Raw genomic sequence first — 14,782 nt, 5'->3', positions numbered from 1 at the left:
AACGGCCTTTTTTTGTTGCCTATTCCCATCTTCAAGTAGGATGGGTATATATTCTTTAATTTACAACAAGCGTTTTTTGCTTCGAAAGCAAGTGCATAAAATCATCGGTAGATTTTATTTTTAAATCTATATGCATAAAATCAGCTAAATCACTAATGCTACTGTTAACATTGTCATCATTATCAATGGCATTAGTCATACGTTCAGAGATCGCCCTAAATTGAAGCCTATCCTTTGCGAGTTTTTCAATAGAGGCACCTTCAAAGGCATCTGTATTTTCCTTTACTTGCTGAATACGCATTTCAAAAATATCTTTAACTCTTTTCGTTCTTAACTCTGCTTTTGTTGAAAATATATCGGCCTTATCTAATATGTAAATTACTATTGTTGATGCCACACCACTTAACAATGCAAGTGCGATATCTTTAATGAAATTATTTGGAATGGCTGACATAATCGTTGATTCAAAATAAAATACAACGAAGGTAACAACAGTAGACGCAAACAACTTTAAAATAGCATCAGCCTTTTGAGCTGAACTCATTTCCTCTTCCGATTTACGAAGAATTTTGAATGCACCAACTAAGGCGGAAAAGCCTTCTGAGACAATTCTCATTAGGGATTTGAAGAGTCCAGTAACTAATCCCAAAATACCCTCAATAAGCACTTTTAAAAAGTTGCTCACTAAATCCTTAACTCCTTGAACTAAGGTTGGGATTATTTCAGTTTTAATATACTCAGCGATCCTTTTAAATCTAAACTGTAACCCCTCCATAGTCGATCCCATGCCAACACCTTTATCAATACCAAACTTTATAGCATCATTTAGCTCATAAAAAAGCGGCTTGATAAAAAGGATTACAGCATGGCCAATCGCCTGAAAACCGGCCTGTTCAGCAGCTTGTTTTCCTGCTTTACCTAATACCTCTACCTTGTTGTTCAAAGCATTATTCACAGCGGCTTGTTGAGATTTTTTTAAGTTTTCTTTACTGGCTTTATTTTCTAACTTAATACCTTCTTGAAGGCTGCCTTCAGAGAATTTTTCATTGATCTCATCGAGCTTTTTTCGGTCCTTGGGGCTCGCTGTACCACTTTTAAATCTTTTTTCCAATTCAATTTTTTTCTGATTAATTTCGGAAAAAGATCCTGCGCCCTTAGATTTATTTTGAGATTCAGATATGCTTGCCAAATTATCATCATGATTTACAATGATTTTCATATCCTTATCAGTTAAAAATATATTGTTTGCGAACTTTCTATGGTACGCATCAGCTGATTCTAAGTGATCTGTATTGACAGCATTAAGCGTAGAGTCAGCTTCGTCTGCTCTTAATAATCTGTCGCCATCAATTTCATTGATGATCGCCCCGTCGCTATTGGTACTGTTTTCTTTATGTTTAGTTAACTTATGCGCTTGAACATTGCCTCTCTTGTTTGGGTCTGTTTCACGTAATCCTTCAAGTTGGAGCTTGCTGGATAGTGACGAAGTCGCAATGGCTACTTTAGAGTATTCAAAGCCCTTTATTTCATGCCAAACTCTTGAGGCCGTTAGCCCGGTTCGATTTAATTTTAAATCTTTATGGGTAATAATACTGTCGAGTAAGCTTAAGCCCATAGGCGTTACTAATTCATCAATAACGTCTTCTTTTGCTTCAAAATCTTTATATATCTCTTCCAAAATATCAATCGATGAGCGCTGATCATGCAGTTCCATATCAATCAACACTCGACTAGCCTGAAGAGGGGAAGCGTTAGTTAACTTTGCTAACACATCCTCTGTGGTTAATTTAGGTTGATTATATTTAGTATTATCAGACATTTAGCCATCCTTTTTGTTAAGCGCAAACTTTTAATGCTACAGCTTGCTCAAATAAACTCACGGCCGCTTTTTTATCATCCTCGATAAGTTCGCCTGCTGCGTTCAAGTAGCCTAATGTCGCCATTTGCTTTAACACTATGGATAAATTGAATAAAGCCTGAAACTCTTCAATGTGTACAATTGGCATATGTTTGAAATTTAATTTAAGCTCAAACACGTTGTCAGCTTGGGACATCTTCTTAAAACGCTGTGTCTGTATACCAAACTCAAAACGCGCTAATAACGCTTCATAATTAGCAATCAACTGCTCAAAATACTCAACGACGTTGTCTATAGATTCAGCAATAACAGCTAGTTTTTTCTGCTGAGATTTCATTGCTTCTATTTCTGCGTTAACTCTAATCTGCTCCTGTTTTACTTTTTCTAAGGATTCTTTTGCTTTTTTTCTGCTAAAAAAACCTAGCGTTAGAATCATCCCAGCGGTATCTAAGAAACCCATTTTATTAAAATCTATTAAAAAGAGGTCTTGTTTGTGGCTAACACCAGTTTCATTTTTTATTTCTAAAATTGAATCATCAAATAACTCTGCAAATGGGACACCTTGCACCGTGACATTATGAAGTCTGCTTGCAATTGTAATAAAACGCTTAAAATGGTTTTGGTAAATATCAGATTTAAAATTATTCAGATGACTAATTTTACTTTCGATATTCTCACCCATTATTTTTACTGCGTCCTCATACTCTATTTTTGACTTCTTATACTTTTCATTGATCTCATCATAAATGGCTTCAGCTTCATCGGTATAGTATTTTCCCGTAAAAGCATTCCAAACCTTAGATACCGTTTCTTTTACTTTATCGATAACATTAGATACGGCATTTTTTATTGAACGACATTTGCTTGCTGCCCAGCTAAATAATCCCATAAATCACCCCTTATTGATTAAGTTATAACCTTCACTTACAATGTCATTCATCGCCTCAACCCATCGTTGATAGCGTTTATATTCATAACTTTCAATATTGAAAGCGCTGGCTAGTTTAGTCATGAAAGCTTCTTCTTTGTCACATATATTGCCATCAGCTAAGAGTATTCCAAAGAGTTCTATGAGTATAATGCGCTTCATTTTAGTGTCTGATTTAGCGAGCACTTTAATAACACTATCAATATTGTCTTGTTTTTGTAAGTCGTAAGACGATAATCCACACTCATAAATGAACGAAGTGAATACTTCAAGCTCTTCCTCTTTATATTCACCGTTTAATCCCATAGCGTACTTAGTTATTTCTAAGAAATTTTTCTTCTCACCAACATTTAGCTCTGATAAATACATGCTACTGATCCTCTAATAAGTTTTTTCAATTTGGTTACTTTTTTTACCTGTGCCATCGTAGCTGAATTCAATACGCTTACTAATTTCGCCAGCATCATCATAAATATATTCAAAGGTGGTATTACCATCAGTATCAAGCTCTATGCCACGTTGTGCTTTACCTGTTGTATCATAAAACATTTGATACTTTAAGTTTTCGCCAGCAAAAGTGTCAGTACTTCTTTTTATGCCATTTTCATAGAAAACCTGAGTGACTTGTCCTGAATGGATATCTTCAATTTTCAACACCTTACAATCACCAAGGTGCTTGATGAAATCAGAAGTTTCTACTTTTAGCTCATTATGTTTACCAAGCTCATTGGTTAACTCAATAACATTTTCAATCCTTAATGTTCTTACAAGGCTTGATAATTGAGCAAGATTGGAAAGTTGCTCTTGTTTACTTGAAAATGCCTTGGTTTTTTGTTCTTTTTCAGACTCGTTAAAACGGTTGTGTATATTTACCGCGGTACTTTTTAGGACCTGGTTAACATCGTTCAACTTCGAGTCTAAATCTAAAGCTATTTTATGAAGCGTTTTATTTAGAGCGGTATTATTCTGTTCTAAGTTTGAATTACTTTTGTCACTAAGTTCATTCCATCTCTTAATAATGGACTTCATTTGTTCCTGATTTTGGACTTTACTGCCTTTAAATTCAGACTGCAGGGTGCTTTTAAAGTCTAAAATAGTTTCATTTTGCGCTATTGTTAGCGTTTCAAACAACTGCTTGATGTTTGAGTTTAAATCAGTTTGTACATTACTTAGTTCATTTCCTAACATCTGTGAATCAGATTCATTTTGTTGCTGAAGCTTTGTTTCCATTGATTGGACTTTATTTTTTAAAGAAAAAATGAAAGCAAGGTTAATAAGTCCTAGGGCTATTACTGCTGAGAACGCGTACGTTAGATTAATTTCCATAAAAACCTCTGTTTATTTTATGTATGTCACTAAGTCTTGTTGAAGTTTTTTCTTCAGTGATTTAGCTGTATATAGTGAATATTAAGAATTCATTCTTTTGTCAATGGAGGTGTCTGCTCATTATCCGAGCAAAAACGACGCTTGATTGCTGTATGTTTTTAACTCGACGATATCGATTTAAATGTCTCTAATCTCGACATTGTTCAAAAAACAATCTAGCCCCTCTCTCAGGATGAATTATTACCAATAAATAAATGACCGCTAAGATTGAGGTTTAGAGCACTAAATACTCTATATACAACGACTAAATATAGCGTTAGCTCTTTTGAGTAACATTAATGTATTCTTTTGATAAAGTACAACGCTTATAGTCATACAATTATGATTTATATCTACTTTTTGGATGTAATTGTTTCAGATAGTCGAATGTGTTCCCTCTCTACAACCCTGACAAAAATCAAATTAGCCGTTAATCCGATATTGTTCCGCGCATCATGACGATGTTGCTTACTATCAACTTCCTTTCATCATGTGGCGGTAATGGGTGTTTTCATCATATTCCGAAGTATGGAGGTAATGCCAAATTCTGTCGGCACAGAATTTGGCCTTGTCAGCTGTGGGAGTTGGAGCAGCAGGAGATTATCTCCGAATTTCATCACTGCATGGTCAATGCTGTTCCCTACTTCATAATGACATTCTTGATTTCCCTAAGGACTAGATATGGATCCATGTTATCTGCAGTCTTACCGTCAAATTAGAAGCAAAAAAAAGCTGTCAGTAAATACTGACAGCTTGTTTAGTTCAAGTTCTTAGCTCAAGTTATTCGCTTAAATTCCTGTCGCTGAGTTCAATCGCTCATGGCTAGAATTTAGAAGCGAAACTTAGAACGAAGTTCGCTTATAACGACGATACTCTGCCGTCCAAAAATTATCTTCGATTGCTTGAATCAATAACTCATCGCTGCACGGCAATGCATGACCCTCTTCAACGGCCACTTTAGCCACAGCAAAGGCGATATGTTTACTGACTTTATGGATATTCTCAAGCTGTGGCAGTAAGGAGCCTTCACCATTAATCGCTAAAGGTGAGCACTCAGCTAACGCGCGGCTTGAAGCCATTAGCATTGCATCACTGACACGCTTAGCACCTGCAGCTAACACACCAAGGCCAATGCCTGGGAAGATATAGCTGTTATTGCACTGGGCAATTTCATAGCTGGTATCATCAACCACAACTGGCTCAAACGGACTACCCGTTGCCACTAATGCTTGGCCTTTGGTCCAATGCAAAATGTCTTTTGGTGTGGCTTCTACGCGACTCGTTGGGTTCGACAGTGGGAACACAATAGGGCGTTCACAATGGCTATGCATCGCCTTGATGATCGCTTCACTAAATAGCCCTGGCGAGCCAGACACCCCAATCAATACGGTTGGCTTGGCGTTACTGACGACATCGAGTAGGGATATGTTGTCGCTGAAATTACTCCAGCTCTCTACATCACAGCATTGTTGCGCCAGTTTTTGTTGAAAAGGCAGTAGGTTAGGCATGTTTGACTGCAACAATCCCCAACGGTCAACCATGAATACTCGTTGACGTGCTTGGGTTTCACTAATGCCTTCAGACACCATTTGCGCCACAATCGCTTCGGCAATACCACAACCGGCAGAGCCCGCACCTAAAAAGGTGATACGTTGCTGACAAAGCTGAGTCCCTGCGGCCTTACAGGCTGCCAGAAGTGAACCTACGGTAACAGCGGCTGTGCCTTGAATATCATCATTAAAGCAGCAGTATTGATCTTTGTAACGCTCAAGCAATGGCATAGCGTTCTTTTGCGCAAAATCTTCAAATTGAATCAGCGCGTCAGGCCAGCGGCGGTGGACCGCTTGCATAAAGGCTTCGACAAAGTCTTTGTACTCTTCGCCGCCAATGCGTTGGTTACGCCAACCCATGTACATAGGGTCTTCCAGTAATTGCGGGTTATCGGTACCCACATCGAGAGTGATTGGCAAAGTGTACGCGGGGCTAATACCACCACAGCTGGTGTAGAGCGAAAGCTTACCAATCGGGATCCCCATCCCACCAATACCTTGGTCGCCAAGACCTAGAATACGTTCACCATCGGTGACTACGATGATCTTTACTTTTTGGCGAGTCGAGTTATTTAAGATATCGTCGATACGATCTTTGTTCGGGTAAGAGATAAACAGCCCACGGTTGCGACGATAATCTTTTGAGAAACGCTCACACGCCATACCCACAGTCGGGGTATAGATAATAGGCATCATCTCAGAGATGTGGTTTTGCACTAAACGATGATAGAGCGTTTCGTTAGTATCTTGAATGTTCCTAAGATAGATGTGTTTATCTAAATCATTAGAAAAATTCTTATACTGATCATAGGCGCGTGATGCTTGCTCTTCGATCGTTTCAATCACATGGGGCAATAGGCCTTCAAGATTGAAAAAAATACGTTCTTCGTCGGAAAATGCGCTGCCTTTGTTAATCAAAGGTGCTTCAAGAATGGCAGGACCGGCAAAAGGAAGATAGAGCGGGCGTTTGTTATCGTCCATTAGAAACCTTTTTTCTGTTTTTGTTAGTTTAGAAGGAGTGATGTTAATCACGGAAGATTAACACAAACCGTGATCGTTGTTGCGTTTTGTCTGCCGATAAAATGAATTTTTTAGTGAGGGAATCGTTTTAAGCAAGGAGCATTTATAGATACAAAAAAGCACAGCAAATGCTGTGCTTTTTTGTCTAACTGAGGCTTAAACTAAAGCCTAAGCTTCGGCTGGTTTTGGACGATACTTCAGGGATAAACCCATAAGGAAATTTCGCAAAACTTGATCGCCGCAGGCCTTATAGTGCTTGTGGCCAGGTTTTCTAAACAGTGCGCCAAGTTCCGATTTAGACATGTTAAATTCGGCTAGGGTCAATGCTTCAATAATATCGTCTTCACGTAACTCAAAAGCAATTCTTAGCTTTTTAAAGATAAGGTTGTTGGTTAGCTGTGATAATGGCTCTGGTACTTCTGCACCAGGCTTAAGTCCGCGCTTATAAATCACTAGTCCATCAAGGAACATACACATGATTTTGTCGTTACAAGGCTGGTAGCCCTCTTCAGACTCTTTTTTCAACATGTTGATGACTTCTTCTTGAGTGATTTCGTGCTTAGCTTTAGCGAAAATGCGCAGCATTTTGGCATTGCTTAAATCAAGAATGTAGCGGACTTTACGTATTATATCGTTGTTAATCATATTGGTATTTTCTTTATGCTATTTGATTGCGCGGCTGCGTAATCATCGCTGCGTATTATAGCAGCATCGCTCACTTAGCGGCAATCAATGTAGCCGTGATTGCCGCTTTACCCGCTTGGTATAGTTTAGCCACCGGTCTATCTTCTAACGCCACCAGTTTACTGCTAATACTATTACGGATCTTATCGTGTAGCCCAAAGGTGCGCTTGATATCGTGTAGATCCCAAGAGGTATTTTCTAAAATAACCACATTGACGTTTGATTGGGGGTAATAGAGTGCAAGGCTGACATATCCTTGCAAGTAACCGCTGTGGCTATACTCGGTGATGCCCTTTATGCTGCTGATTTGAGTGCCATAACCATAACCCAATGCTCCCCAACGATGAGGGCGAGTGCTGTGGATGTTGGTCATATCTTGCAGGCTTTTATCGCTAATGAGTTGGCCTGTGAATAGCGCATATTGAAAATGACTATAAGCATCGGCCGAGGCTATCATTCCCCCCGCGCTGATCAGCTGCTGACTAATCTCTACATCCGATGCTGCGTAGCTTGATGTATCTGTAGCATCGGGTTGTTGATGCCTTGTTTCCACGCGGCCAAGTAGCAGCTGAGGGAAGGCCTCTTTAATGGTCGATGTTTTACCTATGTGCGCACCTAAACCGCCGAAATCGGCTTGCAGATTGAGTGCATTTACCTGGGCTGTTATCGGTTGATGATTGACGTTTTCAAGTATTTCACCAAGCAGAGCATAACCATAGTTAGAGTATTTAAATTGACTACCTGGCGCAAATAATGGTGGTTTACCCGCTGCGACTAAGCCGGAGGTATTGCTCAGTAAATGAGAGATGGTGACACTGGCGGGGATGTTATCGTGGCTGTTTTTTGTGTTGTTTGAGCCAAGGTACGTATTTGCGGATTGGGCTAACGCTAGCTTGCCGTCATCAACGGCTTTAAGCACTAAGGTGGCGGTTACCTGTTTAGATAATGAGGCGATAATAAATTCAGATTGTAGGCTAACATCATCACCGGAGATATAGGTAAACAAGGGTTGGTTATTACGCTTTACCATAATAATGCCGTTAAAAGGGCGATCATTTTGAGTGATGATCGTCGGTAACTGTTTGGCTATATCACTGTTGGCTATGCGGTTTGCACTGGCTTTATTAGCCGCCCATAGGCAAAGTGTTAGTAATATAATGCTTAGAATTGTTTTAATTATAAATTGCATTGCAAGTATCGTGGTCCGTTATTTAGTCAACATCCAGTAGATGAATAAAGCCGTAAAACTAATAAGTTAAGCCAAGCCATGAGAGTACTCTCATCGCGCTAGCATACCTGTCTTCAACAGGAAGTGCAGTGCTTATCATCAACTTATAGATAAGCGCTGCGAAAATGGCTATGGGTAGAAACGCGAGGATAATAACAAATTCCAGCCAAATTCAGCATCTGCTCGAGTCGATGCAATCCCATGAGAGGCATCAATGGTTGCGGCGACCATTAAAAGCTTTAGGTCCATGACCGAGCGTAGCTGGAAAGGGGCTTAGATGAATCTCAACATTTATATTTTATGGCTGTTTTTCAATGCGTTTAAGGGTATCGGAGATCTCTTGTAAAAGAGTGACCACATCGGTGTCATTATTTTCATCTGCCACAGGGCCACTTTTAAGTTGGTTTAGTGCTTCTTTTTGAGCTAAAACCAAGCTTCTGAAGTCGGCGGCATCGATAATCCCGGTTAAATTCAATAGCGCGCCAGCCCCCGATTGCCCTGCGGTTTCAATCGTTAGCTTGTATAGCTTAAAGAATCGCATCAATGGCCCTTGAATGAGCGCCATATCGGTGATCTTATCCAGTGGAACTGTGTTCTCAGTGCGGGTAAAAATCCCTTTGCGAACGATGAGTTTTCTGTCTGTAAGTTCGGTACTCATATTGGCAATATAGCGGCGGGTAAAAATCCCCCCTATGGGTAACCACAATAGTAAAAGGGGGATCCCAATGATGGATACGGTCAATACAAGGGTCACTGGCGTTAACCAGTATTGACCTAAATTAGCGACAAACTGTGCATGTTTGATGCTTTTTTCTTGACTATTTTGCATGGTTTATCCTTCTGATCTTTTTATCAGCTAGCCACGGTGCGAAGTCTTGCTATTGAAGCGGGCTTTTTAACAGCCTTTGGTTAACTTAAGCAAAATCGAATCTAATTTGAAGTTTTTTATCATTTTAGAATAACTTGCTGGTTTCAATTTTGCTGTCTTCGGAGTAGTTTAACAACATCAAATGTCATCAATGTCATAATTGTTAACGCAGCAAAGGAAGGGAAAATGATTACTTTATATGGGGTTCCACGTAGCCGTTCACTGAGAGTATCGTGGACTTTAGAAGAGTTAGGCTTAGCGTGGGAATACACGTTTATAAATTTTTCAAAAGGTGACAGCCGCCACCCCGATTTTTTGGCCATCAACCCATGTGGTAAAGTGCCAGCGCTTATCGATAATGGCTTTGTTATGACAGAGTCAGCGGCTATTACTCTGTTCTTAGCTGAAAAGTACGGCGAGGGCCGACTATTGCCTGCAGCGGGTTCGGATGCATCTGCACTGCATCACCAGTGGATAAGTTTTATCACCAATGAGCTTGAGCAGCCTTTGTGGACTATTGGTAAACACAAGTTTGCCATACCTGAAGAGCTTAGGCTTGAGGCGATGTTTAAAGTGGCTAAATGGGAGTTCGATAAAGCGGCGGCCATTGCTGAGCAGTGGTTACCCGACACGCCGTTCTTGCTCGGTACTGAGATCAGCGTTGCCGATATCCTATTAGCGCATACTCTGTTGTGGGCGACCCGATTTGAGCAAGCTATTCCGCCAAAGCTGGCTGAGTATCGAGATCGTGTTACCGCGAGAGAGGCGATGAAAACCGCACTAGCGAAAGAGGAAGCCGGAGCAGCGGCAAGCACTGCAGAAGAGTAGAAGTGACTCAACAAAAAAAGCATCCAAATGGATGCTTTTTTATTTTCAGTTTCTCTAGAACCTAGCACCTAGCACCTTCTTTAATCTTTCCCGTCTCAGATTTTCCGGCGGTTCCGTCTTAGTTTGTACCGTCTTTGCTTGTTCCTAGAACCTAGCTTTTATAACTGCGTGGCAGCCCATTTTGCTCGATTTTCGCGGCTCTCTTTTAGGCCGTCTTTGTCGCGATAAGCTTTATAAGATTCAAACTCAAGCGCGACCAGTACCACTTCAACTTCAAGCATCAGCTTGCACTCTTTCTTAATACGCCAAGCTGACGTGTTGTACAACTCAGCTAATGGCAAGGTACCTAAAAACTCAGGATTATATTGTGCGTAGAGTGCTTGCGTTGGGTAGACCACAAAACTTAAGGTGCGCTTAGGCTCTTTAGCAAAGAGCGCTTCGATACCATCACAGGTATTAAGTACCTGCATTTCAATCGCTTCGTCAATCTCTATCAGCTTCTTTTGTGTTGGTACATGCGCTGGTTTTTCACCGGCTTCCCAGGCGATAACATCCGCTTCTGAGACTTTGCCTATTTCGGCTACTTGCGCAGTGGTTAACGCTAGTGAGAGGCGAAGGTACTGCATTTCAATGGCATTGAGGCCAAGATCTTTAGACATGGTGCTTCCTTAATTAATTTTTATGCTGCTAACTGCTTAGCTGCGCATCCAAACATTCTCGGCCCATTCCCAAAATGATTCCCAGCTGTCTTCGTGAATTTCACCGTCTTGCCATAATTGCACTTCACCTTCCTGGGTGATGAAGAAGAAACTATCACCCTGCTGACAGATAGGGATATATTCACGGGGTAAACCGATAGACCAAGCGTATGCCGTAACCTCTGATAAAAAGGTGTGCGAATGTGGGTCACTGGCGGTCACAGGCTCTAAGCTGCCAACGATAAGGTCACTGGCTTCCAACAGGTACTCTTTTAATGCCAAAGGAAGTGGCATTAAAATCTCCTCTTCTACTTCTACAATCTGTTCAAAGGTTGCGAGTTCTAATGGTACTGGAACTGTCTCGCTTATCTCTTGTAGCTGCTCAATGATATCGTTCATAATTTTTTCGTGTGTTAAGGCTATTGGGCGGGAGTATAGACTTTTATCGAGAAAGGCACAAAGAAGCAGTGCAGAGAGTCTTCGGGAGCACCAGTATCACTGTGCTCCCGTTATTGACGTTATGCCGCGGCAAGCATGTCAGCTTGGTCTAGACGCTTATATTTGAGCCATGCTTTGTGGTACTGCTTGTGTGATTCTTGACGAAGTTGCACGATTTTAGTGGCTTCAAGTTCGCTTAAATCACGTTGCTGCTGCAGGGCGTTATTTTGTATCTGCTGCACCTGCTGGTAAACCAGGTGCTCATCACCGCTTTTTATCTCTGCAATATCGGCTAAGTGCAGTTGGATTTCGGCAATCATCTGCGATTCCGGCAGCTTAACGAGCAAGTTTAAATCTCTATATCCTGAATCTTTAGGGTCTGAAAAGCGATTTTTAACTTGCACGATTTGGCTGTCAGATTTTACTAATGCAAAGGCTTGCATCAGATTATTGATATCTTTACTCACGATGCTGGCTCGCACAAGGTCCGTGAGTTGGCTAGCATCATTGTTGAGTTTATTTTGCAGTTTCACCTGCGCTCTGTCGCGGCTTTTTATATCAGCAAGGATAGCGCTAGTTTGAGTTTGATGAGTGATGCTGCTTAAGAGCTCTGCTAACTCTTGTTGTGCAGCTGGAGCTGCGGCATAAAGCATATCGAGGTTGGCACTGGTTTGCCGTGGTTGCTGATATTGGATTGACTCAATTGCAGCGAGTCCATCGAGGTTGCTAGCGAAAGTAAGCTTGGTGCAAGAATTACAGTTGGCGCCGTGAGCATCTTGCGCCAGTGGGAATGTCTGTGCAAAAGCCGTGCGAGTCGACAGTAATAATAAGAAGATAAAAAATGTTCGCAATAACCGGTTCATAGCAGTCCTTTTTTGTGGCTGTGGACTTAATCTACATCGCTAATGCTTAAGCTATGCTGAATGACAAATTAACCTTTGTTCATAATGTGATCTAATACAGAGGAAATAAAAAAGCCGTTGATGAATTGTGTCATCAACGGCTTTTTAGCTGTTAGATATTCTTAGATAGAATTACCAGATTTTTACACGTTTTTCTGGTGCTATGTACATAGCATCTGTCGGTTTCACATCATAGGTGTTGTAGAACTCTGGCATGTTAGACAGTGCGCCAAGAGAGCGGAACTGTGCTGGTGAGTGTGGGTCAGTTGCAACACGATTACGCATTGACTCTTCTTTGATTTTTGCACGCCATATTTGGGTGAAACCAATGAAGAAACGCTGATCGCCGGTTAGGCCGTCAATCACTGGAGCTTCTTGACCGTTTAGTGACTTCTTATAGGCGCGATAAGCGATAGTCACACCAGATAGGTCGCCGATGTTCTCGCCTAGGGTCAATTCACCGTTAACGTTTAAGTCTTCAAATACAGCGTAGTTGTTATACTGTTCGATAAGCGCCTTACCGCGAATAGAGAACTCTTTTAAGTCCTGCTCTGTCCACCAATCACGCATGTTGCCTTCGCCATCAAACTTAGCGCCTTGGTCGTCAAAACCATGGCCCATTTCATGACCGATAACCGCACCGATACCGCCGTAGTTTACTGCATCATCAGCTTCCATATTAAAGAATGGCGGCTGTAAGATAGCGGCAGGAAATACGATTTCATTCATCGTTGGGCTGTAGTAAGCATTAACCGTTTGTGGCGTCATGCCCCATTCCCATGTACGGATTGGGCCACCCAATTTTTCAAGATCTTGTTCATGGCTCAACTGACTTGCGCGCAGGTTGTTACCCAATAGGTCGTCAGCTTTAATCGCTAGTTTGTCGTAATTTTCCCAACGGTCAGGGTAACCAATCTTAGGGGTAAACTTCGCTAGCTTATCTTTAGCGGCAACTTTAGTGTCAGCACTCATCCAGTCTAAAGACTCAATGCTGTCAGCGTAAGAACCGCGCAGATTTTCAACTAAGGTTTGCATGCGTGTCTTTGCTTCAGGCGTAAAGTGACGCTTAACATAGACCTTACCGATGACCTCACCGAGTAAGTTGTTTACCGACGAAACGCCACGCTTCCAACGAGGCTGTTGCTCTTCTTGGCCGTTAAGCGTTTTAGAGAAGAACTCAAAGTTTTCAGTATCAAGTGGCTCGCTTAGGCTGCTTGCTGCATGGGTTAGTACTTGCCACTGCATGTAGGTTTTCCAGGTATCAAGGTCAGTATTCTTGATGACGTCATTTAGACCTGAGATAAAGCTAGGCTGATTGATAATAATGTCAGCTTGCTTATTAGCCCCCAGTGTTGCCAGGTAACCGTCCCAGTTGATGTCCGGTGCAAGTGTCGCTAAGTCTTTAACTTGGTATAAGTTGTAAGTCTTAGTGCTGTCACGTGTTTCAACCACATCCCAATGCTTTTCAGCAATTGATGTTTCAAGTGCAAGTACCGCTTCTGCACTGGCCTTAGGACTAGCGAGACCAGCCAAGGTGTACATCTTTTCGATGTGCTCTACAAATGCTTTGCGGATGTTGACGAAGCGTTCGTCTTGGTTAAAGTAGTAATCTTTTTCTGGCAAACTGAGGCCGTACTGCCAGATATGCGTGGCATAACGGCTAGAGTCTTTAGCATCGACACTAATGTAAAATGCCATTGGCGTGCCACCACCAACAATTTGGCTACGAGCAAAGTAAGTGACTAGCTCATCTTTTGACTTAATTGCGCTGACATTATCAAGTTCGCCTTGGATGGGCTTTATGCCTAATTTGTTGAGGGTCTCAACATCCATGAATGAACGATAAAGATCGGCTACTTTCTGTTCGTCACTGCCAGCTTTTAGGTTTGGAGTCGCAGCCACTTCTTCGATAATGGCTTTGACATCATCACGTGACTTTTCACGAAGATCGTAAAATGCACCTGAACTGGTGCGGTCGCTAGGGATAGTGGTATTTTTTACCCAAGTGCCGTTAACGTATGAGTAGAAATCATCCTGCGGGCGAACTGACTTATCGAAATTCGCAAAATCGATGCCTGATGAAAGTGCTTTTTGTACGGCAACCGCCGCTTCTGTTTTAGTTGTGTCTGCTGCCTTTGGTGCTGGCGTGTCGCTATTACAAGCACTTAGGCCAACGATAAGGGAAGCGCATAAGCCCCCAACGAGTACTTTTTTCATTTTTCTTCCTTTTCTATACCGTCAATTTGTTATTATTTTTGCAATCAATGACAACTAAAACCCATGTTAATAAACATGGAGGTTACATCGAGTCACACATGTTAAGGCTTTTTCCTTTGGGTAAACAAGTTTATGTTGACCGCAAATCTAGATAATCGACAGATGATCTGTAAGAAAAGGTTTCCTTGAGGTCATTTA

At 41.4% G+C, this 14,782-nt stretch carries 13 protein-coding genes; 1 reads left to right on the top strand and 12 read right to left on the bottom strand.

Translation table 11 applies throughout. The features are described 5' to 3' along the window. Positions 1–55: 55 nt before the first annotated feature. The 8 genes from L2755_RS07085 to L2755_RS07050 all read right to left on the bottom strand — a co-directional run bounded on the left by L2755_RS07085 (position 56) and on the right by L2755_RS07050 (position 9,462). Positions 56–1,819 carry a hypothetical protein gene (locus L2755_RS07085; protein WP_248979987.1) on the bottom strand — a complete coding sequence of 588 codons (1,764 nt, stop codon included), beginning with the start codon at positions 1,817–1,819 and terminating at the stop codon, positions 56–58. 16 nt (positions 1,820–1,835) lie between these two features. Further along, positions 1,836–2,747 carry a DNA repair protein gene (locus tag L2755_RS07080; protein ID WP_248979986.1) on the bottom strand — a complete coding sequence of 304 codons (912 nt, stop codon included), beginning with the start codon at positions 2,745–2,747 and terminating at the stop codon, positions 1,836–1,838. Between the two features lie 3 nt (positions 2,748–2,750). Continuing rightward, positions 2,751–3,155 (bottom strand): TerB family tellurite resistance protein, encoded by a 405-nt coding sequence (locus L2755_RS07075; protein ID WP_248979985.1) that lies wholly within the window; start codon positions 3,153–3,155, stop codon positions 2,751–2,753. Between the two features lie 12 nt (positions 3,156–3,167). Then, positions 3,168–4,112 (bottom strand): hypothetical protein, encoded by a 945-nt coding sequence (locus L2755_RS07070; RefSeq protein ID WP_248979984.1) that lies wholly within the window; start codon positions 4,110–4,112, stop codon positions 3,168–3,170. An 881-nt stretch (positions 4,113–4,993) separates the two neighbouring features. Next, positions 4,994–6,682 carry an NAD-dependent malic enzyme gene (locus L2755_RS07065; RefSeq protein ID WP_248979983.1) on the bottom strand — a complete coding sequence of 563 codons (1,689 nt, stop codon included), beginning with the start codon at positions 6,680–6,682 and terminating at the stop codon, positions 4,994–4,996. 207 nt (positions 6,683–6,889) lie between these two features. Continuing rightward, positions 6,890–7,366: a YehS family protein gene (locus L2755_RS07060; protein WP_248979982.1), complete on the bottom strand. Its 477-nt coding sequence runs from the start codon at positions 7,364–7,366 to the stop codon at positions 6,890–6,892. A gap of 70 nt (positions 7,367–7,436) precedes the next feature. After that, complete coding sequence (locus L2755_RS07055; RefSeq protein ID WP_248979981.1) at positions 7,437–8,594, bottom strand: serine hydrolase domain-containing protein; 1,158 nt, start codon at positions 8,592–8,594, stop codon at positions 7,437–7,439. 337 nt (positions 8,595–8,931) lie between these two features. Continuing rightward, complete coding sequence (locus L2755_RS07050; RefSeq protein ID WP_248979980.1) at positions 8,932–9,462, bottom strand: PH domain-containing protein; 531 nt, start codon at positions 9,460–9,462, stop codon at positions 8,932–8,934. 225 nt (positions 9,463–9,687) lie between these two features. On the opposite strand from L2755_RS07050, the gene L2755_RS07045 reads away from it, so the two are divergent. Beyond that, entirely contained in the window at positions 9,688–10,329 is a 642-nt protein-coding gene (locus L2755_RS07045; RefSeq protein WP_248979979.1) for a glutathione S-transferase family protein, read from the top strand. A gap of 158 nt (positions 10,330–10,487) precedes the next feature. Here the strand turns inward: L2755_RS07045 and L2755_RS07040 are convergent, their stop codons facing one another. The 4 genes from L2755_RS07040 to L2755_RS07025 all read right to left on the bottom strand — a co-directional run bounded on the left by L2755_RS07040 (position 10,488) and on the right by L2755_RS07025 (position 14,584). Further along, positions 10,488–10,988: a DUF4447 family protein gene (locus L2755_RS07040; RefSeq protein WP_248979978.1), complete on the bottom strand. Its 501-nt coding sequence runs from the start codon at positions 10,986–10,988 to the stop codon at positions 10,488–10,490. A 36-nt stretch (positions 10,989–11,024) separates the two neighbouring features. Beyond that, positions 11,025–11,426: an SMI1/KNR4 family protein gene (locus L2755_RS07035; RefSeq protein ID WP_248979977.1), complete on the bottom strand. Its 402-nt coding sequence runs from the start codon at positions 11,424–11,426 to the stop codon at positions 11,025–11,027. Between the two features lie 119 nt (positions 11,427–11,545). Next, entirely contained in the window at positions 11,546–12,328 is a 783-nt protein-coding gene (locus L2755_RS07030; RefSeq protein ID WP_248979976.1) for a RelA/SpoT domain-containing protein, read from the bottom strand. A 171-nt stretch (positions 12,329–12,499) separates the two neighbouring features. After that, positions 12,500–14,584 carry a M13 family metallopeptidase gene (locus L2755_RS07025; protein ID WP_248979975.1) on the bottom strand — a complete coding sequence of 695 codons (2,085 nt, stop codon included), beginning with the start codon at positions 14,582–14,584 and terminating at the stop codon, positions 12,500–12,502. Between the last annotated feature and the right edge of the window lie 198 nt (positions 14,585–14,782).

It is taken from the genome of Shewanella abyssi (assembly GCF_023284025.1).
GTDB classification, from domain to species: Bacteria; Pseudomonadota; Gammaproteobacteria; order Enterobacterales; family Shewanellaceae; genus Shewanella; species Shewanella abyssi.
The sequence above is the reverse complement of the archived record's forward strand: the minus strand, read 5'-3'. Positions and strand labels throughout refer to the sequence as shown.

Coding starts and splice junctions, on each gene's coding strand:
- L2755_RS07040 (WP_248979978.1), bottom strand. CDS start 10,988: ATGTCTAAAGATCTTGGCCTCAATGCCATTGAAATGCAGTACCTTCGC.
- L2755_RS07055 (WP_248979981.1), bottom strand. CDS start 8,594: ATGCAATTTATAATTAAAACAATTCTAAGCATTATATTACTAACACTT.
- L2755_RS07035 (WP_248979977.1), bottom strand. CDS start 11,426: ATGAACGATATCATTGAGCAGCTACAAGAGATAAGCGAGACAGTTCCA.
- L2755_RS07065 (WP_248979983.1), bottom strand. CDS start 6,682: ATGGACGATAACAAACGCCCGCTCTATCTTCCTTTTGCCGGTCCTGCC.
- L2755_RS07030 (WP_248979976.1), bottom strand. CDS start 12,328: ATGAACCGGTTATTGCGAACATTTTTTATCTTCTTATTATTACTGTCG.
- L2755_RS07085 (WP_248979987.1), bottom strand. CDS start 1,819: ATGTCTGATAATACTAAATATAATCAACCTAAATTAACCACAGAGGAT.
- L2755_RS07070 (WP_248979984.1), bottom strand. CDS start 4,112: ATGGAAATTAATCTAACGTACGCGTTCTCAGCAGTAATAGCCCTAGGA.
- L2755_RS07045 (WP_248979979.1), top strand. CDS start 9,688: ATGATTACTTTATATGGGGTTCCACGTAGCCGTTCACTGAGAGTATCG.
- L2755_RS07050 (WP_248979980.1), bottom strand. CDS start 9,462: ATGCAAAATAGTCAAGAAAAAAGCATCAAACATGCACAGTTTGTCGCT.
- L2755_RS07075 (WP_248979985.1), bottom strand. CDS start 3,155: ATGTATTTATCAGAGCTAAATGTTGGTGAGAAGAAAAATTTCTTAGAA.
- L2755_RS07060 (WP_248979982.1), bottom strand. CDS start 7,366: ATGATTAACAACGATATAATACGTAAAGTCCGCTACATTCTTGATTTA.
- L2755_RS07080 (WP_248979986.1), bottom strand. CDS start 2,747: ATGGGATTATTTAGCTGGGCAGCAAGCAAATGTCGTTCAATAAAAAAT.
- L2755_RS07025 (WP_248979975.1), bottom strand. CDS start 14,584: ATGAAAAAAGTACTCGTTGGGGGCTTATGCGCTTCCCTTATCGTTGGC.